This is a genomic window from Pseudomonas sp. TNT2022 ID642 (assembly GCF_028656995.1).
Lineage (GTDB): Bacteria > Pseudomonadota > Gammaproteobacteria > Pseudomonadales > Pseudomonadaceae > Aquipseudomonas.
Genome location: NZ_JAMDGW010000015.1, coordinates 140,680 through 166,083 on the forward strand (window position 1 = coordinate 140,680; position 25,404 = coordinate 166,083).

21 protein-coding genes are annotated in these 25,404 nt (G+C 59.5%); 13 read left to right on the forward strand and 8 right to left on the reverse strand.

Annotation, left to right across the window (positions count from 1 at the left end; translation table 11 throughout):
* The first annotated feature begins 34 nt into the window (after window positions 1-34).
* The 9 genes from atpG (at window position 35) to M5G26_RS15855 (ending at window position 10,841) form a co-directional block, all read left to right on the forward strand.
* Entirely contained in the window at window positions 35-895 is an 861-nt protein-coding gene (gene atpG / locus M5G26_RS15815; protein WP_007911960.1) for a F0F1 ATP synthase subunit gamma, read from the forward strand.
* Window positions 896-922: 27 nt separating this feature from the next.
* The gene (gene atpD, locus M5G26_RS15820) at window positions 923-2,302 is read left to right on the forward strand and encodes a F0F1 ATP synthase subunit beta (protein ID WP_007911961.1); all 1,380 of its coding nucleotides are present in this window, start codon (window positions 923-925) and stop codon (window positions 2,300-2,302) included.
* Between the two features lie 45 nt (window positions 2,303-2,347).
* Window positions 2,348-2,773, forward strand: a complete 426-nt coding sequence (locus M5G26_RS15825; protein ID WP_007954164.1) for a F0F1 ATP synthase subunit epsilon — start codon at window positions 2,348-2,350, stop codon at window positions 2,771-2,773.
* A gap of 118 nt (window positions 2,774-2,891) precedes the next feature.
* The gene (gene glmU / locus M5G26_RS15830; protein ID WP_273915900.1) at window positions 2,892-4,259 is read left to right on the forward strand and encodes a bifunctional UDP-N-acetylglucosamine diphosphorylase/glucosamine-1-phosphate N-acetyltransferase GlmU; all 1,368 of its coding nucleotides are present in this window, start codon (window positions 2,892-2,894) and stop codon (window positions 4,257-4,259) included.
* A gap of 160 nt (window positions 4,260-4,419) precedes the next feature.
* Window positions 4,420-5,196 (forward strand): DeoR/GlpR family DNA-binding transcription regulator, encoded by a 777-nt coding sequence (locus M5G26_RS15835; RefSeq protein ID WP_007911964.1) that lies wholly within the window; start codon window positions 4,420-4,422, stop codon window positions 5,194-5,196.
* Between the two features lie 2 nt (window positions 5,197-5,198).
* Window positions 5,199-7,031, forward strand: coding sequence for a glutamine--fructose-6-phosphate transaminase (isomerizing) (glmS, locus tag M5G26_RS15840; protein WP_134176496.1), 1,833 nt, complete (start codon window positions 5,199-5,201; stop codon window positions 7,029-7,031).
* A gap of 75 nt (window positions 7,032-7,106) precedes the next feature.
* Complete coding sequence (locus M5G26_RS15845; RefSeq protein ID WP_273915901.1) at window positions 7,107-8,033, forward strand: LysR family transcriptional regulator; 927 nt, start codon at window positions 7,107-7,109, stop codon at window positions 8,031-8,033.
* A 105-nt stretch (window positions 8,034-8,138) separates the two neighbouring features.
* The gene (locus M5G26_RS15850; RefSeq protein ID WP_273915902.1) at window positions 8,139-8,765 is read left to right on the forward strand and encodes a glutathione S-transferase family protein; all 627 of its coding nucleotides are present in this window, start codon (window positions 8,139-8,141) and stop codon (window positions 8,763-8,765) included.
* 45 nt (window positions 8,766-8,810) lie between these two features.
* Complete coding sequence (locus M5G26_RS15855; protein ID WP_273915903.1) at window positions 8,811-10,841, forward strand: pyridoxamine 5'-phosphate oxidase family protein; 2,031 nt, start codon at window positions 8,811-8,813, stop codon at window positions 10,839-10,841.
* A gap of 137 nt (window positions 10,842-10,978) precedes the next feature.
* Here M5G26_RS15855 and M5G26_RS15860 read toward each other — a convergent pair whose 3' ends face one another.
* From M5G26_RS15860 to M5G26_RS15895, 8 genes are read right to left on the reverse strand one after another with little or no spacing between them, the layout of a single operon-like run.
* Complete coding sequence (locus tag M5G26_RS15860) at window positions 10,979-12,109, reverse strand: glycosyltransferase family 4 protein (RefSeq protein ID WP_273915904.1); 1,131 nt, start codon at window positions 12,107-12,109, stop codon at window positions 10,979-10,981.
* A complete protein-coding gene (locus tag M5G26_RS15865; RefSeq protein ID WP_273915905.1) occupies window positions 12,110-13,240 on the reverse strand; it encodes a glycosyltransferase family 4 protein in 1,131 nt (376 codons plus the stop codon).
* Window positions 13,224-14,609 carry a glycosyltransferase family 4 protein gene (locus M5G26_RS15870; protein ID WP_273915906.1) on the reverse strand — a complete coding sequence of 462 codons (1,386 nt, stop codon included), beginning with the start codon at window positions 14,607-14,609 and terminating at the stop codon, window positions 13,224-13,226. The genes M5G26_RS15865 and M5G26_RS15870 overlap by 17 nt, the downstream gene beginning before the upstream one ends.
* A complete protein-coding gene (locus M5G26_RS15875; protein WP_273915907.1) occupies window positions 14,606-15,859 on the reverse strand; it encodes an ABC transporter ATP-binding protein in 1,254 nt (417 codons plus the stop codon). The genes M5G26_RS15870 and M5G26_RS15875 overlap by 4 nt, the downstream gene beginning before the upstream one ends.
* Window positions 15,859-16,656: an ABC transporter permease gene (locus M5G26_RS15880; protein WP_150694335.1), complete on the reverse strand. Its 798-nt coding sequence runs from the start codon at window positions 16,654-16,656 to the stop codon at window positions 15,859-15,861. The genes M5G26_RS15875 and M5G26_RS15880 overlap by 1 nt, the downstream gene beginning before the upstream one ends.
* On the reverse strand, window positions 16,657-18,099 hold the full coding sequence (locus M5G26_RS15885; RefSeq protein ID WP_273915908.1) for a mannose-1-phosphate guanylyltransferase/mannose-6-phosphate isomerase: 1,443 nt from the start codon (window positions 18,097-18,099) through the stop codon (window positions 16,657-16,659).
* A gap of 3 nt (window positions 18,100-18,102) precedes the next feature.
* Window positions 18,103-19,074 (reverse strand): GDP-mannose 4,6-dehydratase, encoded by a 972-nt coding sequence (gmd, locus tag M5G26_RS15890; protein WP_038359517.1) that lies wholly within the window; start codon window positions 19,072-19,074, stop codon window positions 18,103-18,105.
* On the reverse strand, window positions 19,071-19,985 hold the full coding sequence (locus tag M5G26_RS15895) for a GDP-mannose 4,6-dehydratase (protein ID WP_273915909.1): 915 nt from the start codon (window positions 19,983-19,985) through the stop codon (window positions 19,071-19,073). Before M5G26_RS15895 ends, gmd begins: the two co-directional genes overlap by 4 nt.
* 417 nt (window positions 19,986-20,402) lie before the next feature.
* On the opposite strand from M5G26_RS15895, the gene M5G26_RS15900 reads away from it, so the two are divergent.
* Genes M5G26_RS15900 through M5G26_RS15915 form a run of 4 tightly spaced genes read left to right on the forward strand, consistent with a single transcriptional unit; the run spans window position 20,403 to window position 25,345 of the window.
* The gene (locus tag M5G26_RS15900; RefSeq protein WP_273915910.1) at window positions 20,403-21,983 is read left to right on the forward strand and encodes a glycosyltransferase; all 1,581 of its coding nucleotides are present in this window, start codon (window positions 20,403-20,405) and stop codon (window positions 21,981-21,983) included.
* Window positions 21,977-23,281 carry a glycosyltransferase gene (locus tag M5G26_RS15905; protein ID WP_273915911.1) on the forward strand — a complete coding sequence of 435 codons (1,305 nt, stop codon included), beginning with the start codon at window positions 21,977-21,979 and terminating at the stop codon, window positions 23,279-23,281. The genes M5G26_RS15900 and M5G26_RS15905 overlap by 7 nt, the downstream gene beginning before the upstream one ends.
* Window positions 23,278-24,207, forward strand: a complete 930-nt coding sequence (locus tag M5G26_RS15910; RefSeq protein ID WP_273915912.1) for a class I SAM-dependent methyltransferase — start codon at window positions 23,278-23,280, stop codon at window positions 24,205-24,207. The genes M5G26_RS15905 and M5G26_RS15910 overlap by 4 nt, the downstream gene beginning before the upstream one ends.
* The gene (locus M5G26_RS15915; protein WP_273915913.1) at window positions 24,197-25,345 is read left to right on the forward strand and encodes an acyltransferase family protein; all 1,149 of its coding nucleotides are present in this window, start codon (window positions 24,197-24,199) and stop codon (window positions 25,343-25,345) included. Before M5G26_RS15910 ends, M5G26_RS15915 begins: the two co-directional genes overlap by 11 nt.
* Window positions 25,346-25,404 lie beyond the last annotated feature (59 nt).

The following is a 25,404-nucleotide window of genomic DNA, read 5'->3' on the forward strand; positions in this document are numbered from 1 at the left end:
CGAGGCTCCCGCTTGCTAACCTGATAGGTGTTACATGGCAGGCGCAAAAGAGATTCGCAGTAAGATTGCGAGCATCAAAAGCACGCAAAAGATTACCAGCGCCATGGAAAAAGTGGCGGTCAGCAAAATGCGCAAGGCACAAATGCGCATGGCTGCTAGCCGTCCTTATGCGGAGCGTATCCGCCAGGTTATTGGGCATCTGGCCAACGCCAACCCGGAATACCGCCACCCGTTCATGATCGACCGCGAAATCAAGCGCGTTGGTTATGTTGTGGTGAGCAGTGACCGTGGTCTGTGCGGCGGCTTGAATACCAACCTGTTCAAGGCCCTGGTCAAGGACATGGCGGTAAACCGCGAAAACGGCGTCGAGATTGATCTGTGTGTCGTTGGTAGCAAGGGTGCGGCCTTTTTCCGCAACTTCGGCGGTAACGTCGTTGCAGCTATCAGCCACCTGGGTGAAGAGCCGTCGATCAATGACTTGATCGGCAGCGTCAAGGTGATGCTGGATGCCTACCTGGACGGCCGTATTGACCGCCTGTCCGTGGTGTCCAACAAGTTCATCAACACCATGACGCAGCAGCCTACCGTGGAGCAGTTGATTCCACTGGTGGCGACCCCGGATCAGGATCTCAAGCACCACTGGGACTACCTCTACGAACCGGATGCCAAAGAGCTGCTTGACGGCTTGATGGTCCGCTACGTTGAGTCGCAGGTCTACCAGGCGGTGGTCGAGAACAACGCGGCTGAACAAGCTGCGCGGATGATCGCGATGAAGAACGCTACCGACAACGCCGGTGATTTGATCAGCGATTTGCAGCTGATCTACAACAAGGCGCGTCAGGCTGCGATCACCCAAGAGATCTCGGAAATCGTCGGCGGCGCTGCCGCGGTTTAACGGTTCAAATATTCAGAGGATCCAGCTATGAGTAGCGGACGTATCGTTCAAATCATCGGCGCCGTTATCGACGTGGAATTTCCACGCGACAGCGTACCGAGCATCTACAACGCGCTGAAAGTAGTGAGCGCGGCTGAAACCACCCTGGAAGTTCAGCAACAGCTGGGCGACGGCGTGGTTCGCACCATTGCGATGGGTTCCACCGAGGGCTTGAAGCGCGGTCTGGAAGTTACCGACTCTGGCGCAGCCATCTCCGTACCGGTCGGTAAAGCGACCCTGGGCCGGATCATGGACGTCCTCGGTAACCCGATCGACGAAGCTGGCCCGATCGACACCGAAGAGCGCTGGGGCATTCACCGTCCAGCACCTTCGTTCGCTGAACAGGCAGGCGGCAACGACCTGCTGGAAACCGGCATCAAGGTTATCGACCTGGTTTGCCCGTTTGCCAAAGGCGGTAAAGTCGGTCTGTTCGGTGGTGCCGGTGTAGGCAAAACCGTAAACATGATGGAACTGATCCGTAACATCGCCATCGAGCACAGCGGTTATTCCGTGTTCGCCGGTGTGGGTGAGCGTACTCGTGAGGGTAACGACTTCTACCACGAGATGAAGGACTCCAACGTTCTGGACAAAGTGGCACTGGTTTACGGTCAGATGAACGAGCCGCCGGGTAACCGTCTGCGCGTAGCACTGACCGGCCTGACCATGGCCGAGAAGTTCCGTGACGAAGGTAACGACGTTCTGCTGTTCGTCGACAACATCTATCGTTACACCCTGGCCGGTACTGAAGTATCCGCACTGCTGGGCCGTATGCCTTCGGCAGTAGGTTACCAGCCGACCCTGGCTGAAGAGATGGGCGTTCTGCAAGAACGTATCACTTCGACCAAGGAAGGTTCGATCACCTCGATCCAAGCGGTATACGTACCTGCGGACGACTTGACCGACCCGTCGCCAGCGACCACCTTCGCCCACTTGGACGCCACCGTCGTTCTGTCCCGTGACATCGCTTCCCTGGGTATCTACCCAGCGGTAGATCCACTGGATTCGACTTCGCGCCAGCTGGACCCGAACGTAATCGGCCAGGACCACTACGACACCGCTCGCGGCGTTCAGTACGTTCTGCAACGTTACAAAGAGCTGAAGGACATCATCGCGATCCTGGGTATGGACGAGCTGTCGGAAGCCGACAAGCAGTTGGTAAACCGTGCTCGTAAGATCCAGCGCTTCTTGTCGCAGCCGTTCTTCGTGGCTGAAGTCTTCACCGGTGCTTCGGGTAAATACGTTTCCCTGAAAGACACCATTGCTGGCTTCAAAGGCATCCTCAACGGTGACTACGACCACCTGCCAGAACAAGCGTTCTACATGGTTGGCGGCATCGAAGAAGCGATCGAGAAAGCCAAGAAACTGTAATCCCGGCGCCCGGCAACGGGCGCTCATTTAGGTTGAGGCAATCAGATGGCTATGACAGTCCATTGCGATATCGTCAGCGCGGAAGGGGAAATCTTTTCCGGCCTGGTCGAGATGGTGATTGCGCACGGTGCACTGGGTGATCTTGGTATCGCTCTGGGTCACGCGCCGCTGATCACTAATCTGAAGCCAGGTCCGATCCGCCTGATCAAGCAAGGCGGGGAAGCCGAGGTGTTCTACATCTCCGGTGGTTTCCTCGAGGTTCAGCCGAACATGGTCAAGGTGCTTGCCGATACCGTGCAACGCGCCGCCGACCTGGATGAAGCTCAAGCCCAGGCAGCTCTCAAGGCTGCCGAAGCTGCTCTGCACGAGAAGAGCGCAGATTTCGACTACGGAGCTGCGTCCGCACGTCTGGCCGAGGCTGCAGCACAGCTGCGCACCGTCCAGCAGATCCGCAAGAAGTTTGGCGGTTAATCCGTCAGCCGCTTGTTGTGCGATTGATAAAAAAGGGTAGCCTCGGCTACCCTTTTTTCTTTTCCGAATTCCCGAAACCCGGTCGCAGTTGCTGACCACCCAGGATTGGTAGCCAGTCATGTCTCTTGAAATCGTTATCCTCGCGGCCGGTCAAGGCACTCGTATGCGTTCGGCGCTGCCGAAAGTACTGCATCCGATTGCCGGCAACTCCATGTTGGGCCATGTTATCCACAGCGCCCGGCAACTTGAGCCACAACGTATTCATGTGGTGATCGGCCATGGCGCCGAAGCGGTGCGTGAACGTCTGGCCGCTGATGATCTGAATTTCGTCCTGCAAGACAAGCAACTGGGCACCGGCCACGCCACTGCGCAAGCGGTGCCGTTCATTACTGCCGACACCGTGCTGATCCTCTACGGTGACGTGCCGCTGATCGAAGTCGAAACCCTGCAGCGTCTGCTCAAACACGTAGTTCCGGGGCAGATGGGTTTGCTAACGGTTGAACTGGACGACCCGACCGGTTACGGCCGTATCGTGCGTGATGCTGACGGCAAGGTCGCTGCCATCGTTGAGCATAAAGATGCCAGCGAAGCGCAACGCGCGATCACTGAAGGCAACACCGGTATCCTCGCTGTGCCAGCCAATCGCCTGGCCGACTGGATGAGTCGCCTGTCGAACAACAATGCCCAAGGCGAGTATTACCTGACTGACGTTATCGAGATGGCAGTCAGTGATGGTCTGGTTGTCGCCACCGAACAACCGCACGACCCGATGGAAGTGCAGGGCGCCAATGACCGCAAGCAGCTCTCCGAGCTGGAGCGTCATTACCAGTTGCGCGCCGGTCGTCGTTTGATGGCGCAAGGTGTGACCCTGCGTGATCCGGCGCGTTTCGATGTGCGTGGTGAAGTGACCGTTGGTCGCGACGTTCTGATCGACATCAACGTGATCCTCGAAGGCAGCGTTGTTATCGAAGACGACGTGGTGATCGGCCCGAACTGCGTGATCAAGGACAGCACCCTGCGCAAAGGTGTTGTCATCAAAGCCAACAGTCATATCGAAGGTGCCGTTCTGGGCGAGGGCAGTGATGCCGGCCCGTTCGCGCGTCTGCGTCCAGGCACCGTGCTTGAAGCGCGCGCGCATGTGGGTAACTTTGTTGAACTGAAAAATGCCCGCATGGGCGAAGGCGCCAAGGCCGGTCACCTCACGTATTTGGGCGATGCCGAAATCGGTGCGCGCACTAACATCGGCGCCGGCACCATCACCTGCAACTACGATGGCGCCAACAAGTGGAAAACCGTGTTGGGTGCAGATGTGTTCATCGGCTCTAATAATTCGTTGGTGGCGCCTGTGGATATCTCCGACGGTGCGACCACCGCGGCTGGTTCGACTATCACGCAGAATGTGGATAACGCGCAGTTGGCCGTCGGTCGTGCACGGCAGAAAAATATCGATGGCTGGAAGCGGCCGGAGAAGATCAAGAAGAGCTGAGTTATCCACAGCGGCTTTTTGAAGATCAAAAAATCGCAGCCTTCGGCAGCTCCTACGGGACTGTTGAGGGTTGCGATTTTTTTTGGGCGACGGCTTGACGATTTATGGCCAATAGGTTTTGATTGCTTCCGTTATCTTTCGAAACGAAACTTAAGCCACCATGTCGAAACGCAACACGCCGCAACGCCGCCACAACATCCTCGCCTTGCTCAACGAGCAGGGCGAAGTCAGTGTGGATGAACTGGCCAAGCGCTTCGAAACCTCCGAAGTTACGATTCGCAAGGATCTGGCTGCGCTTGAAAGTCATGGCCTCTTGCTGCGCCGTTACGGCGGGGCGATAACCATGCCGCAGGAACTGGTCGCGGAAACCGCGCAGAGCGTTTCCAAATACAAACAGGCAATCGCTCGCGCGGCGGTAAAACGCATCCGCGAGCACGCGCGCATCATTATCGACAGTGGCAGCACCACCGCCGCGATGATTCCTGAACTTGGCCAACAGCCCGGTCTGGTGGTGATGACCAACTCCCTGCACGTCGCCAATGCCTTGAGCGAACTCGAACACGAGCCGGTGCTGTTGATGACCGGCGGCACCTGGGATCCTCATTCGGAATCCTTTCAAGGCCAGGTCGCCGAGCAGGTACTACGCTCTTACGACTTCGACCAGTTGTTCATTGGCGCCGATGGCATTGATCTGGTGCGTGGTACCACCACCTTCAATGAGCTGCTCGGTTTGAGCCGGGTCATGGCTGAAGTGGCGCGGGAAGTCATCGTCATGGTCGAGGCCGACAAGATCGGCCGCAAGATCCCCAATCTGGAACTGCCGTGGAGCAGCGTCCATACCCTAATTACCGATGATCGCCTGCCTATCGAAGCGCGCGATCAGATACAGGCCCGCGGTATCACCGTGATTTGCGCGGCTGTCAGTCAGGAGAAATAAGCATGTGTGGAATTGTCGGCGCAGTTGCTGAACGTAATATCACCGCCATCCTGCTCGAAGGCCTCAAGCGCCTTGAATACCGCGGCTACGACAGCGCCGGTGTCGCGGTCTTCACCAACGACGAAACCCTCGAGCGCATGCGTCGCCCGGGTAAAGTCAGCGAGCTCGAAGCGGCGCTGGCCGAACACCCGCTGGTGGGTCGGCTCGGTATTGCCCACACCCGTTGGGCGACTCACGGCGCGCCGTGCGAACGCAACGCCCACCCGCATTTCTCCGGCGACATCGCGGTGGTGCACAACGGCATCATCGAAAACCACGAAGCCCTGCGTGAACAACTGAAAGCGCTGGGTTACGTTTTTACTTCGGACACCGACACCGAAGTCATCGCCCATCTGCTCAGCCACAAACTCAAGGACCAACCAGACCTGAGCGTTGCACTTAAAGCGACGGTCAAGGAACTGCACGGTGCTTATGGTCTGGCAGTGATCAATGCCAAACAACCGGATCGTCTGGTCGCCGCGCGCAGTGGCAGCCCGTTGGTGATCGGTCTGGGTCTGGGCGAGAACTTCCTCGCCTCTGACCAGTTGGCCCTGCGTCAGGTCACCGACCGCTTCATGTACCTGGAAGAAGGCGATATCGCCGAAATTCGCCGCGATAACGTGCAGATCTGGGACGTCAACGGCAATGCCGTCGAGCGCCAGACTGTGCAGTACAGCGACGGTGCCGAAGCCGCCGACAAGGGTGAATATCGTCACTACATGCTCAAGGAAATCCACGAGCAACCAGCCGTAGTTCAGCGCACCCTTGAAGGTCGCCTGAGCAATGATCAGGTTCTGGTGCAAGCATTCGGCCCACAAGCAGCCGAGCTGTTCGCCAAAGTCCGCAATGTACAAATCGTCGCCTGCGGCACCAGTTATCACGCCGGTATGGTCGCGCGTTACTGGCTTGAAGAGCTGGCCGGCATTCCGTGCCAGGTCGAAGTCGCCAGCGAATTCCGCTATCGCAAAGTGGTGGTGCAGCCGGACACATTGTTCGTGACTATCTCGCAGTCCGGCGAAACCGCCGACACCCTCGCAGCCCTGCGCAACGCCAAAGAGCTGGGCTTCTTGGCCAGCCTGGCCATTTGCAACGTGGGCATCAGCTCGCTGGTGCGCGAATCCGACCTGACCCTGCTGACCCAGGCCGGCCGCGAGATTGGCGTCGCCTCAACCAAAGCGTTCACCACGCAATTGGTCGGCCTATTGCTGCTGACCCTGTCGCTGGGCCAAGTGCGCGGCACTCTGGCTGACGGTGTCGAAGCACGTCTGGTCGAAGAACTGCGTCGCCTGCCAACCCGCCTCGGCGAAGCGCTGGCCATGGACAGCACTGTAGAAAAAATCGCCGAGCTGTTCGCCGAAAAGAACCACACCCTGTTCCTCGGTCGTGGCGCGCAATTCCCGGTGGCGATGGAAGGCGCCCTGAAACTCAAGGAAATCTCTTACATCCACGCCGAAGCCTATCCGGCCGGCGAACTGAAACACGGCCCGCTGGCACTTGTGGATAACGACATGCCGGTGGTCACCGTGGCGCCGAACAACGAACTGCTGGAAAAGCTCAAGTCCAACCTGCAGGAAGTCCGCGCCCGTGGCGGTGAACTGATCGTATTCGCCGACGAAAAAGCCGGGATGACCAACGGCGAAGGCACCCACGTGGTGCAGATGCCACATATCCACGACATCCTCTCGCCGATCCTCTATACGGTTCCGCTGCAGTTGCTGTCGTACTACGTTGCGGTGCTCAAGGGCACGGACGTCGATCAGCCGCGTAACCTGGCGAAGTCGGTGACGGTGGAATAAGTTATCCACAGCTGACCTACGCACAAAAAAATCGCAGCTTCGGCTGCGATTTTTGTATCTGACTCGAGAGGCACCATGGACCGCTTCCAGGAAATGCACATCTTCACCACTGTCGCCCAGGAGCAAGGCTTCTCAGCGGCGGCGCGGCGTCTGGGTTTGTCAGCCGCCAGCGTCACGCGCGCCGTGGCGGCGCTGGAGCAGCGCATCGGTACGCAGTTGCTGATCCGCACCACGCGCAGTGTGCATTTGAGCGAAGCGGGGCAGCGTTACCTGGAAGATTGTCGGAGGATTCTCGCCGAGGTGCAGGAAGCCGAGGATTCGGCGGCGGGCAGTCATGCCGAGCCGCGTGGGCAGCTGACGGTGACGGCGCCGGTGTTGTTCGGTGATTTGTTTGTGACGCCGGTGATGGCGCGTTATCTCGCGCAGTACCCGGATGTCACGATCAACGCTGTGTTGGTTGATCGGATCGTCAACATGGTCGAGGAAGGCATCGATGTGGCGGTGCGCATCGGCGATCTGCCGGACAGCAATCAGCACGCGGTTCGGGTAGGTGAGGTGCGTAGGGTCATTTGCGGCTCGCCGGACTACTTTGCCAAATATGGCCGACCGGCTCATCCCCACGCGTTGGCGGGCGCGCCGGTGGTGGCGACTTCAGCGATCGGTCAGCAGCGCAGTTGGCCGTTTCTCGACGCGGGCGAACCGCTTAGCGTGCGTCCTGAGCCGCGTCTGATTGTGACCGCCAATCAGGCAGCGATTACCGCAGCCTGTATGGGGCTGGGCTTGACCCGAGTGTTGTCCTATCAAGTCGCCAGCAAAATCGCCACCGGTGAGCTGGAAATCGTCCTCGCCGAATTTGAGCTGGCGCCATTGCCGATCCACGTGGTGTATCAGGGTGGGCGCAAGGCGCCAGCGCGGATCCGCAGTTTTGTCGATTTCACGGCAGAAGCGTTGCGCGAGCATCCTGCATTGAAAAATTCGGATTTATTGCAGCCAATGAAATAATTGATTGCGTTTGTTGGTGATTCTGTTGTTTTCGCGATCAGCGCAAGATGGCCTCCATCGGCGCTCTCATCCCCGCAGCGGCGCCCCTGTTCAGCGGAGTCGACCATGCAAGCGATCAAACTCTACAACTTTCCACGTTCCGGCCACGCCCACCGTGTCGAGCTGATGTTGTCCCTGCTGCAATTGCCGACCGAGCTGATCTTCGTCGATCTGGCCAAAGGTGAGCACAAGCAGCCGGCGTACCTTGCTATCAATAGTTTTGGCCAGGTGCCGGCCATCGATGACGAGGGTGTGGTGCTCGCCGACTCCAACGCAATTCTGGTTTATCTCGCGCAGAAATACGGCCACGGTCGTTGGCTGCCAACGGATCCGGTCGGTGCGGCACGTGTGCAGCGCTGGTTGTCGGCTGCCGCCGGACCGATTGCTTTCGGCCCCGCCGCTGCGCGATTGGTCACGGTGTTTGGTGCCCAACTGAATGCAGAAGAAGCGATTACCCGTGCGCACAACCTGCTCAAGGTGATGGACATCGAGTTGGGCAAAACGCCGTATCTGGCCGGCGACGAACCGACCATTGCCGACGTTTCGGCCTACAGTTACATCGCCCACGCGCCGGAAGGCAACGTGTCGCTGGATGACTACGGCAACGTCCGCGCCTGGCTGGCCCGGGTTGAAGCATTGCCTGGTTTCGTCGGCATGCCGCGCACCGTCGCCGGTCTGCAAACCACCGCCTGATTTTCGCAATCCACACTGTGCCGACGGTGCAGGGGAGAGGTCGTGATGGAACGTTCACCGTGGCACGCTGGCGAGCAACAGTTGCAAGCGAAAGTCGGGGTTGCCGAACGCATGGAAGCCTTCGGGCGTAAGGTGATTCGCACCTGGATGCCGGATCAGCACCGTGAGTTCTATCAGCAATTACCCTTCATGCTGTACGGCGCAGTCGATGCAGATGGGCGCCCGTGGGCCAGTGTGCTCGAAGGCGCGCCGGGGTTTGCCCATTCGCCCGATCCTGAGCATCTGCATTTCGCCAGCCAGCCTGCTGTCGATGACCCGGCGCAACTGGGTAACGGCGAGCCGATCGGTTTGCTCGGTATCGAGTTGCACACCCGCCGGCGCAATCGCCTGAACGGTCATGTCGGCAATCTGAGCGCTCATGGTTTTGACGTGAGCGTGGATCAGGCCTTCGGCAATTGCCCGCAATACATTCAACTGCGCCAGTTTCAGCGGGTGCCCCTGACGGATCCACAGACCCGCCCGGCCGAACATCTGCACGGTCTCGATGACGCGGCCACCGCGCTGATCACAGGCGCCGATACGTTCTTCGTCGCCAGTTATGTGGATGTCGAGGGCGATCGCGCGGTGGATGTTTCCCACCGGGGCGGCCAGGCCGGTTTCGTGCGGGTGGAAGGCAATCGTCTGACCATTCCCGACTTCGCCGGCAATCTGCATTTCAACACCCTCGGCAATTTGTTGCTGAATCCCAAGGCTGGCTTGCTGTTCATCGACTTTTCCACAGGCGATCTGCTGCAACTCAGCGGGCGTACCGAGATCCTTCTCGATGACCCGCAGATCGAGGCGTTTCAAGGTGCGGAGCGGTTGTGGACATTTGAAGTGGAGAAGCTGGTGCGACGCCCCGCAGCCCTGGCGTTGCGCTGGCGCTTCGACGGCATGTCGCCGACCAGTCTGTTGACCGGCAATTGGGCGGAGGCGGATGCGCGTTTGCAGGCGCAGGCGCTGGGCAACCAATGGCGGCCGTTGCGCGTAGCGAAGATCGAAGCAGAAAGTCGCAGCATCCGTTCAATCTATCTGGAGCCAACCGATGGCGCTGGTTTGCCGGTGTTTCTCGCGGGTCAGCATTTGCCGCTGCGTTTCACGATCGATGGCGAGGTGCATATCCGCACCTACAGTCTTTCGAGTGCGCCATCGGATGGTTTCTACCGGATCAGCGTCAAGCGCGAAGGGCTGATTTCGTCGCACCTGCATGAGCAGATCCGCGTTGGCGATGTGCTCGAGGCGCGGGCGCCGCAGGGGCATTTCACCGTGGCGCCGCTGGAACAGCGACCGTTGGTGCTGCTGGCCGCCGGGGTCGGCATCACGCCGTTGCTGTCGATGCTGCGCGAGGTGGTTTACCAAGGCTTACGCACGCGGGGGATTCGTCCGACGCTGTTGTTGCAGAGTTCGCGCAGTCTGGCGGATCAACCGTTTCGCAAGGAGCTCGATCGTCTGCTCGAAACGGCGGGCGACTCTGTGCGAGTCCTGCGTCTGCTCAGCCAGCCGGAAGCGGATCTGCGAGAGGGCGAGGATTTCGATGTGCGCGGGCGCATCGACGGAATAGTGCTGAGGAACCTGCTGCAAGCCGAGGATTTTGATCAGCTCGACTTTGTGCTCTGCGGCCCCGGTGGTTTTACCCAAGGGCTTTACGACACTTTGCGCGAACTGGATGTGCGCGATGCGCAGATTCATGCGGAAACCTTTGGCCCGTCGACCCTGAAACGTCAGGCCGATCCGGACGCGATCGTGATCGAGCAACCGCCCGCAGCGACCACTTCGGTGCCGGTGGTGTTCGAGCGCTCGGCAAAAGAGGCGCGCTGGCAGCCTGATGGCGGCAGTTTGCTGGAGCTGGCGGAAAGCCGCGGATTGCGTCCGGAGTTCAGTTGCCGCGGTGGCTCGTGCGGTACCTGCAAGACCCGGCTGGTCAGTGGTGCGGTGAATTATCCACAGCCGCCGGCGGATATTCCGGAAGCGGGGCATGTGCTGATCTGCTGTGCCGTTCCGGCACAAAGTACGCAGCCTTTAGTGCTGGATCTGTAATTCCGAACCCACCACAAATACCCTGTGGGAGCGAGCCTGCTCGCGAATGCGTCGGATCAGTCAACATCATTGTTGCTGACAGTCCGCTTTCGCGAGCAGGCTCGCTCCCACAGTGGGTATGCGTTCCAAAACAGGGTTCAGGCGTAGGACAGCGATTTCTCTTCGAGTAATTCCTGAAACAGCTCTGTCCATTTGCGCCCCATTTCATCGGCTGTGAATAACTGCCGGTAACGCGCTTCAGCTTTCACCCCCATCGCTGCGGCACGCACCGGGTCTTCCCACAGCGTGCGCATCGCCTCGCGAAATGCCTGTGGATGACTGGGGGGGACCACCAGCCCGGTTTCGTTGTGAATATTAATGTAGCTGGTGCCGGTGCCGATCTCGCTGGAGATCATCGGTTTGCCATACATGGCACCTTCCAGCAGGGAGATGCCGAAAGCTTCGGAGCGCAGGTGCGACGGGAACACAATGGCGTAGCTCAGTTGCAGCAGTGCGACTTTGTCTTCGTCACCCAGGCGTCCGAGGAAATGAATATTGCGCAGGCCCAGCGCTTGCGCTTGAGCGTGCAGCTCCAGTTCCAGTGGCCCGGCACCGACGATGACGACGGGATAGTCCACGTCTTTCAGGGCCTCCAGCAATATGTGCAAGCCTTTGTAGTAACGCATCACGCCGACAAACAGAAAAAACTTATCCCCAAGCTGCTGACGCCAGCGATTCATCCGTTCGGCATCGGGCTGTGGATAACCGGCCTTGTTCAAACCGTAGGGAATCACCCGGGTCTTGTCCTGAAACTGCTGCAACACATCACTGGTGTGCAGGTAGTTCGGCGAAGCGGCAACGATGCGGTCGGCGCTGGCGAGGAAGCGGTTCATCAGTGGCCGGTAAAGTTTCAGCAAGTGCTTCTGGCGAATGATGTCCGAGTGGTAGGTCACCACAGTGGGCTTGTTCCTGGCGCTGGCGAAATGCACCAGGTCCATGAACGGCCACGGGAAGTGGTAGTTGATTACATCGGCCTCGGCCGCCATTTCGCGAAACTGCTTGAACACGCTCCAGGAAAAACCGGTGGAGGCGAATTGAACATCGAGTCTGGCCCGGTGCACTTCGTGCTGACCCAATTTCACCACCGCCGGCGTCGGATCAGCACTGAGCGTCAGTACCTGGCCGTCGATGCCGTGCTGGGCGCCGCTCTCGCACAGTTGGAAGATCACTTGCTCAATGCCGCCGACCGAGTCAGGCAGGTACGTCTTGAAAAAATGAAGAACTCGCATTCAACCTCCCATGGCCTGGCGGTAGGCACTGGCCGTAGCCTGTGCACAACGCTCCCAGGAAAAAAGCCGCGACTGCTGTAACCCGGCTTCTTGGCATGCCTGCCAATGCGCTTGATCGTCGATCAGTCGGCTCAGCGCATCACGCAGGCCTTCTGCATCGTCAGCTTCAATATAGTTGCCCGCTGCACCGGCGACTTCCGGCATCGCCGAAGAACGCGTGAGCAGCACCGGGGTACCACTGGCCATGGCCTCCAGTACCGGCAGACCAAAACCTTCATACAACGATGGAAAAATCAGCGCCCGGGCACCGGCCAACAGTTGCGCCACTTGTTCGTCGGGCAGATAACCGAGCAGGCACACATGCCCGCTGGCCAGTGCCTGACGCAACGCTTCACTGAACTGCTCGCGCTGCCACCCGGCCATGCCGACGATCAGCAGCGGAAAGCGCTGACGCAGCGCTTCCGGCAGCAGGGCATGGGCGCGCAGGGCCAGGCCAAGATTCTTGCGCGGCTCCAGCGTACCCACACACAGGAAATACTCCCGCGCCTCGACCGCGTGCGCCTTGAGCACTGCGTCAATGGCGCTCGCCTCACGCGGATGAAAGCGCGCGGCGACGCCCAGTGGGGCCACCACAAAGCGCTCGGCAGGCAGCCCGAAATACGCTTGAGCTTCGTCGGCAATCGCTTGCGAGTCGGTGAGAATCACCTGCGCCTGTTGCACCCCGACAGTCAATCGACGCTCGATTTCCTTGAGCCGTGCCGGTGGCTGAGTCTCGGGGAAATGCAGGTGGGTCAGGTCGTGCAGGGTGATCACGGTCGGGCCGTCGAAGGCCAGCGGCCACAGGCTCGGTTCGTGATAGAGGTCGATGCCTTGCGCGCGGCCCTGATCGAAGCGTTTCTGCTCCAGCCAGCGACGCGCCTGATAGGCCCCGGGAATCTGCCGCAATAGCGGCGTCAGGCGCGAGTAACCGGGCATGGCCGCCTCCGGCAGTGCCGAACTCCAGCCCCAGCCGTGGAACAATGTCACGTCAACGTCGGGCTCGTTGCGCAAGGCGTTGACCAGCTCGGCAACGTAATGGCCGATGCCGGTGCGCGGTGCCTGAAGAATGCGAGCGTTAAGCGCTATGCGCATGCTGCCTCGCTGGCGCCGCTGGCGCCGCTGGCGCCGCTGGCGCTTGCAGAACATTACGCACACAGCGCTCGGCCAGTTGCTGACTGGCTTCACGCCAGCTGATCCACTGCCAGTCCGTGACATCGCGGCCCGCAGGGAACTGGCCGTTGCGCTGGAATTGGTCGATCAGGTCGGCAAGGCTTTGCGGGTCCTGCAGATCAAAGTACGCCATGAACTCGCCGCCAATCTCCCGAAATACCGCAATATCGCTGCCCATCGCCGGCAAGCCACGCTGCATGGCTTCCACAAGGGGCAAGCCAAAGCCTTCGACGAACGAAGGGAACACCAACGCGCTGGCGTGGGCGTAGGCGTGTTCGAGGCTGGTGTCGCTGAGGTCGTTGAACATGAACAGACGCTGGTTCAGTTGCGGATGATTACGCACCCGCTCGAGCAGGGCGTCGCACTTCCAGCCGATTCGCCCGGCGATGCACAGTCGTGCCGTTGAGCCTGCGGCCCAGGCGCGTTCGAAGGCGTCGAGCAGATACGCGTGATTCTTGCGTGGCTCGATCGTGCTGACCATCAGGTAGACCGGATCTGTTGTCGTGAATAACCGCTTCAGGCGCGGTTCGACCGTTGCCTGATTGTTGTGCAGATCGAGTTCGGAACCCAGGTGAAAGAAATCGAACCAGCGCTTCTCGGTCTGCTCGCGCCCCATTCGCCGCTGTAACTCATCACGCACCTGATCGCGCACTGTGGCGGAAATCGCCATGTAGCCATCGGCCGTGCGGGTGATCCAGTCGAACCACTCGCTGAAAACTTCGACCAGACGCGTGTCGTAAAACTGTGGATGAGTCAGCGGGATCAAGTCGTAGATCACCGCAATCATGCCGACGCCGTCCTGTTTGAACCGTTCGACGTGGGCGAAAAAATCCGAGTGCCAGGAAGAATCCAGCAGCACCAGTTGATCGCCCGGCTGGTGTTGCAGGGGTGAACAACGTTTAAGCAACTGCGTGCGATTGATCCGTCGAATCAGGCGGATCGGCAGGCCGAACGCCGCGAAAATGCTCAGCCGATAACCGACATACAAAACCCGTCGCGCCAGTTTTGAGGTGCATTGTGCATCGCGCTTCTGATGCCATTGCCAGAAGCGATGGGCGAGGCGCTCGAGGCGTCCACCGAAGGTTTCCAGCCTGTTGAAAAAAGGCGTGTCGAGCGATGCCAATTGCAGCACGCGATAGAGTTCGCCATTGAGCACCACCACCGGCAGGCATTCGGCGCCTTCAGCACTGGCAGGCAGCTGCTTGATGACATTGCGAACCACGCGCTGAATACCCGAGTTGACCGTCGGGTGTTTAAACACATGGGTGCACTCCACCAGCAAGCGCGTCATGGTGTGCGCTCCACACGGCTGGCTTCGACATCACGACTGATCGTGGTCTGCGCGTTGAGCCATGAGCAACCGACGAAATCTTCGCGTCGATTGTTGATGACATGAAACACCAGACCGAGATCACGCCATTCGTAGTTTCGGTCCAGGTGCGAGTCCAGCCTCGACAGGCTCAGGGCCACCGAATAGTTGCCTTTGCCCAGACCCATGACAAACGCAAAGCGATAGCTGATGCGCTCGCCGGCCCGCAGGTTTTCCAGTGCCTGGTTCTGGCGATGGGTGTTGATGCCATACATGGGCTGGCCGAGGCGATCCTTGATCATGAACCCCAGCACCAGCCGTTCGATGTCCTGACGAATCTCGACGTCTACGGCCAGAACCACGGACTGGCCGACTTCGGCGGCTTCGATCGAGCGTTCGGATTGGTCCAGCAGGCGTACGCGCAGAATGCCCGCCTCGCCGGTGCCCGACACGGTTTGCACCTGGCCGTCGCTGAGCATTTCCTGGCGTACGGTCTGGCCCTCACGTTCAGCAAGCAAGGCGTTGTAGTAATCCATCACCGCTTCGGGTCTGTCGTGCATGGCCATGCGGCCGCCATCGAGCAGGATCGCCGAATCGCAGATCGATTGAATCGCCGAGCGGTCGTGGGACACGATCAGCAGGGTGGTACCGGCCGTACGAAAACTGCGGATGCGCTCGAAGCTTTTATGCTGGAAGTAGGCATCGCCCACGGACAGCGCTTCGTCGACGATCAGAATGTCGGGGCGGCGTGCGGTGGCGACGCTGAACGCCAGACGCATCTGCATGCCACTGGAGTAGGTGCGCACCGGATGATCAATGGCCTCGCCGATTTCAGCGAAGCTCTCGATCTGTGGCATCAAGGCGTTGATTTCTTCGAGCTGCATACCGAGCAGTTGCCCGGCCATCACGGCGTTCTGCCGGCCGGTGAAGTCCGGGTGAAAACCCATGCCCAGTTCCAGCAGTGCGGCGACCCGACCCGACAACTCAATGGTGCCGCAGGTCTGTCGGCTGGTGCCGGTAATCATCTTCAGCAACGTACTCTTGCCAGCGCCATTGACCCCGACGAGGCCCACGGCCTCGCCGGCCGGGATCTCGAAAGTCAGGTCCTTGAGTACCCAATGCTGACGGTGACGCAGCGGCGAAAAAGGAATCAGCCATTCGGCCAGGCGACTCCAGCGGCTGGGGTATTGTTTATAGGCTTTGCCCAGCCCGGTAACACGGATATGTCCCATCAGAGCTCATCCACCATTTCGCCGACCCGTTGGCGGAACAGGCGAAGACCGATTGCGCAGAACACTGCACCGATGACGAAAGCCGGCAGCAGCGAACTCCAGAGTGGCCATTGACCGTATAGGAATACATTCTGGTAGCTGGCGATCAGGCTGGTCAGCGGGTTGAATTGCAGCAGATTCTGTAACCACTCCGGCAATATGCTGATGGGGTACACGATCGGGGTCAGCCAGAACCAGAATTGCAGACAGATACCGAAGAGCTGGCCGACATCACGGAAGAATACGTTGAGCACGCCCAGGACCATGCCCAGTCCGGCGCAGAGCATCATCTGCAGGGCAATCAATGGCACCAGCGCCAGCAAGGCCATGCCCGGCCAGCGTCCGGTGACGAGCAAAAAACCGAGGAACAAGCCGATGATGATGGCGAAATTGATCCCGGCATTGATCAGCACGATCACCGGCAGACAGACCCTGGGGAAACTTATTTTTTTCAGCAGGTTGGCGTTGTCCAGAAACATGTTCTGGCTGCGCAGGGTGATTTCCGAAAACAGCCCCCACGCCAGCAGGCCGGCGCACAGGTAAATGCTGTAGGCCATGCCGTCATCCACACCGGGCAGGCGGGCGCGCATGATGTGGGAAAAGATCACCGTGTAAACGATGATCATCGACAGCGGATTGAAGATCGGCCACAGAGCACCGAGCAGCGAATTGCGGTAACGCGCTTGGAACTCTCGCTGCACGCTGCCGAGAATGAAACCTCGGTAGTCATGCAGCGAGCGGTACAGGGAAAGCAGCATTTAATCCGTCCTGCCGTATTGGTCTTCGAAGCGGACGATGTCGTCCTCTCCCAGGTATTCGCCGCTTTGCACTTCGATGATCACCAGATCGATCACGCCGGGGTTTTCCAGGCGATGCTTGTGACCGGCGGCGATGAAGGTCGACTCGTTCTTTGCCACCAGCGTCGTGCCGCTGCCATTGTTGGTGACTTTGGCCATGCCTTCGACCACCACCCAATGTTCGTTGCGGTGATGGTGCATTTGCAGCGAGAGCTTGCCGCCAGGCTTGACCACGATGCGCTTGATCTTGAAGCGCGGGCCTTCTTCGAGAACAGTGTAAGTGCCCCACGGACGGCTGACGGTACGATGCAGCCGATAGGCCTCGTGGGATTTGTCCTTGAGTTGCTTGGCCACCCGGCGCACGTCCTGCGCACGGTCGGCATGGGCCACCAGCACCGCGTCGGCGGTGTCGACCACGATCAGGTTATCCACACCGACTGTCGCGACGAGCCGACCCTCGCTCTGGACGAAGTTGTTGTGGCTGTCGATGAAGATCGCTTCGCCGCTGGCGCGGTTGTTGTCGGCATCGGCCGGCAGCAGTGCCGCGACAGCGCCCCAGGAACCAATGTCGCTCCAGTCGAAACCGGCCGGCACGACGACGACTTTTTCCGAGCGCTCCATCAACGCGTAGTCGATGGAGATGTCGGTGATTTCAGCGAACAGCGCCGGCGACAGTTCCTGTTGCAGGCAACCGACGGTTTCGATCGGCGCACTGGCGGCCATGCAGGCGCGGGTCTGTTCCAGCAGTTCGGGCGCGTGCAATTGCAGTTCGGCAATCACGCTGGCGGTGGTGAAGCAGAACATTCCCGAATTCCACAGGAAGTTGCCGCTCTCCAGATAATGCGTAGCGGTTTGCAGGTCGGGTTTCTCGACGAAACGCTGTACTTTCGCCGCGCCCTTGGCGTCCAGCGGGGCGCCGGTCTCGATGTAGCCGAAGCCGGTTTCCGGGGCGGTCGGCGTCACACCGAAGGTCACCAGATAACCGTCTTTGGCCAGATTGACCGCGTGCTCGACCGCCGTTCTCAGCGCGTCTTGGTTGACGATCAAATGGTCGGCAGGCATCACCACCATGATCGCGTCATCACCATGCAGTGCTTGCAGCGATAACGCCGCCGCAGCGATGGCCGGCGCCGTGTTACGCCCGGTCGGCTCCAGCAGGAAGTGCCCGCGATGGCGCGACACGTGGGCGGCGCAATAGTGATCCTTGCTCTGGAAGTAGTACTCGCGGTTGGTCACCGTGACAATGTCGCCCCAGCCATTAAGCAAGGCTGCCGCTCTCTGGTAGGTCTTGCCCAGCAGCGATTGGCCGTCGGGCAGATTCATGAACGGTTTCGGATGGCCCTCGCGGGACACCGGCCACAAACGGGTGCCGGCACCGCCGGACAGAATCACGGGAATCAGCATGGCCTACTCCTTGGCGACGCGTTTCATGTCCGCATCCATCATCATGCGGATCAAGGTGTCGAGGTCGGTTTTCGGTTTCCAGCCCAGCACACGTTGAGCCTTGGCCGGATTGCCGAGCAGCACTTCGACTTCGGCCGGGCGGAAGAATGCCGGGTCGATTTTCACGTAGTCGCGGTAGTTGAGGCCGACGTGATCGAAGGCGATGCGGCACATTTCACGCACGGTGGTGGTGACGCCAGTGGCGACCACAAAATCGTCAGGCTTGTCTTGTTGCAGCATCAGCCACATGGCTTCGACGTAGTCGCCGGCAAAACCCCAGTCGCGTTTCGCATCGATGTTGCCCAAGGCCAGCTCCTGCTGTTTGCCTTGCTTGATGCGAGCGGCAGCATCGGTGACCTTGCGGGTCACGAACTCGATGCCGCGCAGCGGTGATTCGTGGTTGAAGAGGATGCCGCTGCTGGCGTGCAGGTTGAAGCTTTCGCGGTAATTGACGGTGATCCAGTGACCATACAGTTTGGCCACGCCGTATGGGCTGCGCGGGTAGAACGGGGTGTTCTCGTCCTGCTGCTCGGCCTGGATCAGGCCGAACATTTCGCTGGTCGAGGCCTGATAAAAGCGTGTGTGCGGACTGAACTGACGGATCGCTTCGAGCACGTGAGTTACGCCCAGACCATCGACGATGCCGGTGGTCACCGGCTGATCCCACGAGGCGGCGACGAAGCTTTGCGCGGCGAGGTTATAGACCTCGTCCGGCGCCGACTTGATGACTGCCCGCTGCACCGAGCAGGCATCGGCCATGTCACCGTCCAGATAGACGATATCGGCTTCGATGCCCATCTCGCGCAGGCGCCAGCGCGAATCGCTGCTGCGTCGTGCGACGAGGCCGTGAACCTTGTAGCCCTTGTCGAGCAACAGCTTGGCCAGATAGGCGCCGTCCTGGCCGGTGATCCCTGTGATCAGTGCACTTTTAGTCATTCTTGTTTTACTCGCTTCTCCCAGTCGGACAGGATCGCCCGCAGGGATTGTTGTGTTGTGATTTCAGGCGTCCATCCTGTGGTGCGGGTCAGCCTGGCGTGGCTGCCGCATACGCGACGTTGATCGGCGCGGCGCATGCGCGCAGGGTCCTGAACCAGTTGCAGCTCGACTTCGGCCAGATCACCGAGCTGCTCGATCAGGCTGCGGATGCTTTGCTCTCGGCCCGAGCAGATGTTGTAGACCTGTCCCGGGGTACCTTTTTCCAGCAGCGCGAAGTAAGCCGAGATCACATCGCCGACATCGAGGAAATCCCGCGTCACGTCGATATCGCCGACTTCCAGTTGCGGTGCTTGCAGGCCTTGTTTGATGCGATTGATCTGACGGGCGGCACTGGCAATGACAAAGCTTGGGTTTTGTCCGGTGCCAATGTGATTGAACGGCCGCGCGACCAACACTGGCCAACCTTCGCTCAGGCCCCATTGCAGGCTGAGAAACTCCGCCGAGAGCTTGCTCACCGCGTACGGGTTACGGGGGCAGGGCGGTTGTTGTTCAGTGATCGGCAGGTCGCTTTCGCTGACCTGTCCGTAAACGTCACCGGAACTGACATACAGGAAGGTGCCGCAAAAGCCGCGCGTCTTGAGGGCTTGCAACAGGTTCAGCGTACCGAGCAGATTGATCTCGAGCGTACGTGCCGGATCGCGGAACGCTTCGGGGACGAAAGTCTGCCCGGCCAGATGGATGACCGCATCAGGCAGTTGCGGCCACAGGTCGGTGAGGCTGAGTGGATCGGTGAGGTCATAGGATGCTGCGGCAGGCAGTAGCTCCCACGACGAATCCGGCAACGCCAGACGCGACTGAATATGTTGTCCCACGAAGCCACTGAGACCCGTGACGAACAGACGCTTTTTCAAACAGCGACCCCTTGGTCTTTGAACTTGCGCCACTTTCCCACAGGCTTTAAGGAAGGGTCTGACAGACCGAAAGAAAAACCGGCTAAAAGACAGGCGAAGTCAGTTGTTGTATTTGTTTGTTGTCAATCTGTGCCAATTGCTCGGCAATTTCAACAGGCCAAACCGTGACTGGTCAGTTCTCGTTAGCGTAGTCGGATTTATTCTCGCCGAGCGGTTCACGAACCCTTTGCGGATGTGTTTAGAATGCGCCTTGTCACGATTGGCCGGGTTTGTCGGGATCGTCGTGCGCAAAGGTGAAACTGACCACTAAAACAAGAACAAGACGGGACCAGAGACGAAGAACGGATATCAATCCGATTTAACGCTTGGCCGTCACAGTGTGAGGCTGCCGGGATGGCAGTGTCATCGTGGAATGCCATGAATTTCATTCTTTATTCGGACATCAACGACAGTTCCATCAGCCAGAATCTGGGACATCCCGATTCCAATTATTATTTTGTGCTGAAGGCCTATCTTCCCCTGCTCGAAACGCTCGGGCGAGTCCATGTGGCAGGTGCCGTCGCCGAAGTCGATCCGCTCTACCGACAACTGCTCGCCGCTGGCCAGGAGAGTGTCTTTCTCTCTTTCACCCGACCACAGAAAACCCGGATCGATCTCGAATGCCCCACCGTCTGCGTTGTTGCGTGGGAGTACGATTCGATCCCCAATGAACAGTGGGGCAACGATCCACGCCAGGACTGGACACGGATGCTGGCTGCACATGGCCGCGTGATCACACTGTCCAGCCACACCGCCCGGGCGATCCGTCGTTCCATGGGCGAAGACTTTCCTGTGCTGGTCATGCCAGCCCCGCTGTGGGAGCACTTTGCAGCGATTCGCGAGCAGCACGTCAGCGCGCCGGTCAATCCGGGTACGACGTTGACGGTCAAAGGTTGCATCTTTGATTCTCGCCAGATGAACCTGCATCCGGATAACCTGCTGCCCGAGCCGCTGACCCCCGAAGAGCTGGCCGAAATCGAAGCACAGCTGGAGGCTTCGCGCCCGCCACCGCTGACCCTGAAGCGGCGCTTTGTCATTGCCCGGCATTATTTGCGATTGTGGGTGCTGAATCTGGGTCACGAGCAGGAACCGCCAGTGTCTCGCGTGAGGTTTCTGCAGAGCTGGTACTGGGAAGGGATTCGCGACCTGGTTCCAGAGACTTTGCATGACTGGCTCGGCAAACGTCTGCCAAACATCGCAGGCCCACAGCCTTTACCGGTAGCGGTCCAACCGCCACCCCGAGATATGCCGGACAGTTCATTAACGGTGCAAACCCGTGTGGACGGTGTGGTCTACGTGACGGTGTTCCGCCCCGATGACGGGCGCAAGAACTGGCTACAGATCCTGACGGCCTTTTGCGCAGCGTTTCGTGACACCCCCGACGCCACACTGGTGATGAAATTTACCCAGAGTGATCTGGCGGCGGTGTACGCACACTTGATGACACCGCTGGCGCAACTGGCACCATTTTCCTGCCGGGTCGTGATGATTCACGGCTATCTGGACGATGTCGAATACGCACGGCTTTACAAGTGCGCAAGTTTTTACGTCAACGCTTCGCATTGCGAAGGCCTGTGCCTGCCGCTGATGGAGTTCATGGCGAGCGGCAAACCGGTGATCGCACCCGATCACACGGCAATGCAGGATTACATCGATGAGTCCGTGGCGTTCGTGGTCGGCTCCAGTGCAGAGGTGTGCACCTGGCCCCATGACCCGCGAATGCTCTTTCGCGCACAGCGCCATCGCCCGGACTGGGGATCGTTGAAAAAGGCCTACGAAAACAGCTATCGGATGGCCAAGACACAGCCACATGAGTATCAGCGCATGTCGCTGGCAGCAGTCGAGCGCATGCACGATTACTGCGCGCAACCGCTGCTGCAAAAACGTGTCAGCGATTTTTTCGGGCTGGCATCACCGGCCGGCAACGTTGCCCCGGTTACGGATAACGCCTCATGCTGATCATCATCCATTCGGAAACCAACCAGCACACCATCAGCCGCAACCTTGGGCGTTCGGAATACAGCTATTTCTTCGTTCTCAAGGAATATCGCCCGGTGCTGGAGCGCCTTGGACGGGTGATCGAGGTCATGGACCCGAACACTGAAGTCGATGCGTTGTACGCCGACTGCCAGTCCCGTGGTGAGCCTTGTGTATTTCTATCGTTCTCGCCACCGCACCGCACCCCGGTGCATCTGGCCTGTCCGACGCTGCCAGTCTTCGCCTGGGAGTTCAGCACCATCCCCAACGAACCGTTTGCCGGCGATCCGTTGAACGACTGGCGCACGGTACTCAACGCCTGCGGTGCGGCGATCACCCATTCCACTTACACGGTCGATGCGGTGCGCGAAGCGATGAGCGCCGATTACCCGATTGTCGCCGTACCTGCCCCGGTCTGGGATCGATTCGCTGCGCGTGGCGTTCAGTTGCAGGGGCAACCTGTGGTCGATTCGTTACGATTGACGATCAAAGGTCTGGTGGTCGACAGTCGCGAGATCGATCTGGATGCCTTCGGCCCGGTGCATCTGCGCAGTGGCCCAGGTATCGATTTCCTCGCTCCGGTCACCGAGCAGACGCTGTTGCTTGAAGGCGTGGTGTACACCTCGGTGTTCAACCCGCGCGACGGTCGCAAGAACTGGGAGGACATGATCAGTGCCTTCTGCGCGACTTTCCGTGACCACGATGACGCGACACTGGTGCTCAAGCTCACGCACCACGATGCCGCAGAAGCGCTCACCGACATCCTGCATCATCTGTACAAAAACCAGCCTTATCGCTGCCGCGTCGTGCTGGTCTATGGCTATCTGGCGGACGCGGATTACGAACGGCTGGTGCAGGCGACCCGCTACGTCGTCAACACGTCCTATGGCGAAGGCCAGTGCCTGCCGCTGATGGAGTTCATGTCTTGCGGCAAACCGGCCGTGGCGCCATGCACGACGGCGATGATCGACTATCTGAATGCTGATAATGCGTTCCTGATCGAGTCGACCGAGGAGTTTACTGCCTGGCCGCACGATCCTCGCTCGGCTTACCGGACCCTGCGCTACGCGGCCAATTGGGCCTCGATTTGCTCGGCCTATCGAGCCAGCTACGAGGTGGCCAAAAACGACCCACAGCGTTATGCGCAAATGTCGGCGGAGGCTGTGCAGAGTCTGCAAGGGTTTTGCAGTCAAGCCGTGGCCGAGCAGCGCTTGCAGGTATTTTTTGCGCAACTGCTCGAGCGGCGTACTGAATTGACCAGGGAGGTGAGCGGAGCATGATACGTCGACTGCTCCAGCGCTTTTTAGCCGAGCCGCAACCGCCGCTCGCCGTTGAACCGGTCACCGAACCGGTGGTTGAGCAGACACCGGAATCTGAACCTGAACCCTTGTTCACCTGGTCCCCCCGCGATGTCGGTTTGCGTGATGCCGTCCTGGACGGCTGGTTTCTCAACGACAGCGGTGAATTGCTCAAAGGCTTCGCCATAACGCCTGAAGACACCTTGCTTGATGTCGGTTGTGGCGAGGGTGCCGCGACCTTGTTTGCGGTACGTCAGGGCGCATCGGTGATCTTCACCGACAGCGAGCACGACAAAGTGAGCGAGCTGGCGCGTCAGGTTGAAGCCAAGAGCACCAGGCCGAGTCTGGGGCTGGTCAGCAACAGCTTGCCCTTGCCATTGGCCGATGGCTGCGCGAGCCGAGTGGTGTGCATGGAGGTGTTGGAGCACGTCGACGAACCCGAGCCGTTCATGGCCGAGCTGGCGCGTATGGGGCGTCCCGGTGCGTTGTATCTGCTCAGTGTGCCGGCACCGGTGGGCGAGCATTTGCAGAAAGGCATCGCCCCTGCGAGTTATTACCAGTCACCCAACCACGTACAGATTTTCACCCCGGAGCGCTTCGAGGCGATGGTCGAGGAGGCCGGGCTGGTCATCGAGCATCGGCAAGCCACCGGGTTCTTCTGGGTGATGGGGATGATTTTCTTCTGGGCCAGCGAAAAAGCGGCCGGCAAGGATCCGGGCGGAGCGGTGCGCGATCGCATTCACGCACCGTTCCCGCATTTGATGGGAGGGTGGGCCCGAACCTGGGAAGAGATGCTTGACCGGCCCGACGGACTGGCGATCAAACAGGTACTCGACCAGTTCATGCCCAAGAGTCAGGTGATCATTGCCCGTAAACCGCTGGATGCAGGGGAGCCGGATGAGCAGTAAGCGAATCATGGACATTGAGGTGCTGCGCGCCATTGCAGTGCTCGGCGTGCTGTTTCATCACTTGCAAGGGCTGTTCAGCGACCCCGTGCCGCTGCTCGCATCCCTTCGTGCCTGGTTGGGGCTGTGGTGGGGGGTGGATGTTTTTTTTGCGATTTCCGGGTTCGTCATCGCCCGCAGTCTGATTCCTGCGCTGCGCAGTTGCCGCAACCGTCAGGAGTGCTGGGAGCAAACGCGTAATTTCTGGTTGCGGCGAGCCTTTCGCCTGCTGCCATCGGCCTGGTTGTGGCTGGCACTGATGCTGCTGCTGTGCGTTTTTTTCAATCGCTCCGGGGCGTTCGGCACGGTGCAGGCCAACGTGCAGGCCACGCTCGCGGGGGTATTCCAGTACGCCAATTTCCGCTTTGCCGATGCTATTTTTCATTACGAGTACGGCAGCAGTTTCGTCTACTGGAGTCTGGCGCTGGAGGAACAGTTCTACCTGCTGTTTCCGCTGCTGATCCTGCTCTGCCGCAAACACTTGGTGTGGGTGTTACTGGCGCTGGTAGCGGTGCAACTGTTCCTGGAGCGTACGTCGCTGTTGATGTCCGTTCGAACCGACGCGCTTGCCTTGGGTGTGTTGTTGGCCATGTGGAGTGTGCAACCGGGTTATCGACGCTGGCAGCCGACGTTTCTGCGCCGTCCGTGGGCCGGGATTTCATTGCTGGTCATTGTCGGCTTGCTGCTGAGTTACCTGGGCGCCGAGCGCTTTACTACGGCGCCCTATCGCATCGGCGCCATCGCCATTCTCAGTGCCGTACTGGTATGGATCGCCTCCTACAACGGCGATTATCTGTTACCGGCCGGGCGCTTGCAGCGGGCGATGGCGTGGGTAGGCAATCGTTCCTACGGCATCTACCTGATCCACATTCCGGTGTATTTCCTGGTACGGGAAGTGATTTTCCGTTTGCAGGGGGCAGGGCTGCCGAGCCCGGCGGGACACCCGATCATTACCTTGCTGTTGGCATGCGGCCTGATCGTATTGCTCAGCGAACTGAATTATCGCTTCATCGAAATGCCGATGCGCGACCGTGGCACCGCACTGGTAAAACGTCTCGCAACGTCCCGAGCGAACGTAGCGTCTCCTGAAGTGACCTCCTGACCGACGTGTGGGAGCGAGCCTGCTCGCGAAGAGGCTGTGTCAGACAAGATCTTGGTTGA

Excerpts from the sequence above, each read along its gene's own strand:
- atpG (WP_007911960.1), top strand. The coding sequence starts at position 35 with ATGGCAGGCGCAAAAGAGATTCGCAGTAAGATTGCGAGCATCAAAAGC.
- atpD (WP_007911961.1), top strand. The coding sequence starts at position 923 with ATGAGTAGCGGACGTATCGTTCAAATCATCGGCGCCGTTATCGACGTG.
- M5G26_RS15825 (WP_007954164.1), top strand. The coding sequence starts at position 2,348 with ATGGCTATGACAGTCCATTGCGATATCGTCAGCGCGGAAGGGGAAATC.
- glmU (WP_273915900.1), top strand. The coding sequence starts at position 2,892 with ATGTCTCTTGAAATCGTTATCCTCGCGGCCGGTCAAGGCACTCGTATG.
- M5G26_RS15835 (WP_007911964.1), top strand. The coding sequence starts at position 4,420 with ATGTCGAAACGCAACACGCCGCAACGCCGCCACAACATCCTCGCCTTG.
- glmS (WP_134176496.1), top strand. The coding sequence starts at position 5,199 with ATGTGTGGAATTGTCGGCGCAGTTGCTGAACGTAATATCACCGCCATC.
- M5G26_RS15845 (WP_273915901.1), top strand. The coding sequence starts at position 7,107 with ATGGACCGCTTCCAGGAAATGCACATCTTCACCACTGTCGCCCAGGAG.
- M5G26_RS15850 (WP_273915902.1), top strand. The coding sequence starts at position 8,139 with ATGCAAGCGATCAAACTCTACAACTTTCCACGTTCCGGCCACGCCCAC.
- M5G26_RS15855 (WP_273915903.1), top strand. The coding sequence starts at position 8,811 with ATGGAACGTTCACCGTGGCACGCTGGCGAGCAACAGTTGCAAGCGAAA.
- M5G26_RS15860 (WP_273915904.1), bottom strand. The coding sequence starts at position 12,109 with ATGCGAGTTCTTCATTTTTTCAAGACGTACCTGCCTGACTCGGTCGGC.
- M5G26_RS15865 (WP_273915905.1), bottom strand. The coding sequence starts at position 13,240 with ATGCGCATAGCGCTTAACGCTCGCATTCTTCAGGCACCGCGCACCGGC.
- M5G26_RS15870 (WP_273915906.1), bottom strand. The coding sequence starts at position 14,609 with ATGACGCGCTTGCTGGTGGAGTGCACCCATGTGTTTAAACACCCGACG.
- M5G26_RS15875 (WP_273915907.1), bottom strand. The coding sequence starts at position 15,859 with ATGGGACATATCCGTGTTACCGGGCTGGGCAAAGCCTATAAACAATAC.
- M5G26_RS15880 (WP_150694335.1), bottom strand. The coding sequence starts at position 16,656 with ATGCTGCTTTCCCTGTACCGCTCGCTGCATGACTACCGAGGTTTCATT.
- M5G26_RS15885 (WP_273915908.1), bottom strand. The coding sequence starts at position 18,099 with ATGCTGATTCCCGTGATTCTGTCCGGCGGTGCCGGCACCCGTTTGTGG.
- gmd (WP_038359517.1), bottom strand. The coding sequence starts at position 19,074 with ATGACTAAAAGTGCACTGATCACAGGGATCACCGGCCAGGACGGCGCC.
- M5G26_RS15900 (WP_273915910.1), top strand. The coding sequence starts at position 20,403 with ATGAATTTCATTCTTTATTCGGACATCAACGACAGTTCCATCAGCCAG.
- M5G26_RS15905 (WP_273915911.1), top strand. The coding sequence starts at position 21,977 with ATGCTGATCATCATCCATTCGGAAACCAACCAGCACACCATCAGCCGC.
- M5G26_RS15910 (WP_273915912.1), top strand. The coding sequence starts at position 23,278 with ATGATACGTCGACTGCTCCAGCGCTTTTTAGCCGAGCCGCAACCGCCG.
- M5G26_RS15915 (WP_273915913.1), top strand. The coding sequence starts at position 24,197 with ATGAGCAGTAAGCGAATCATGGACATTGAGGTGCTGCGCGCCATTGCA.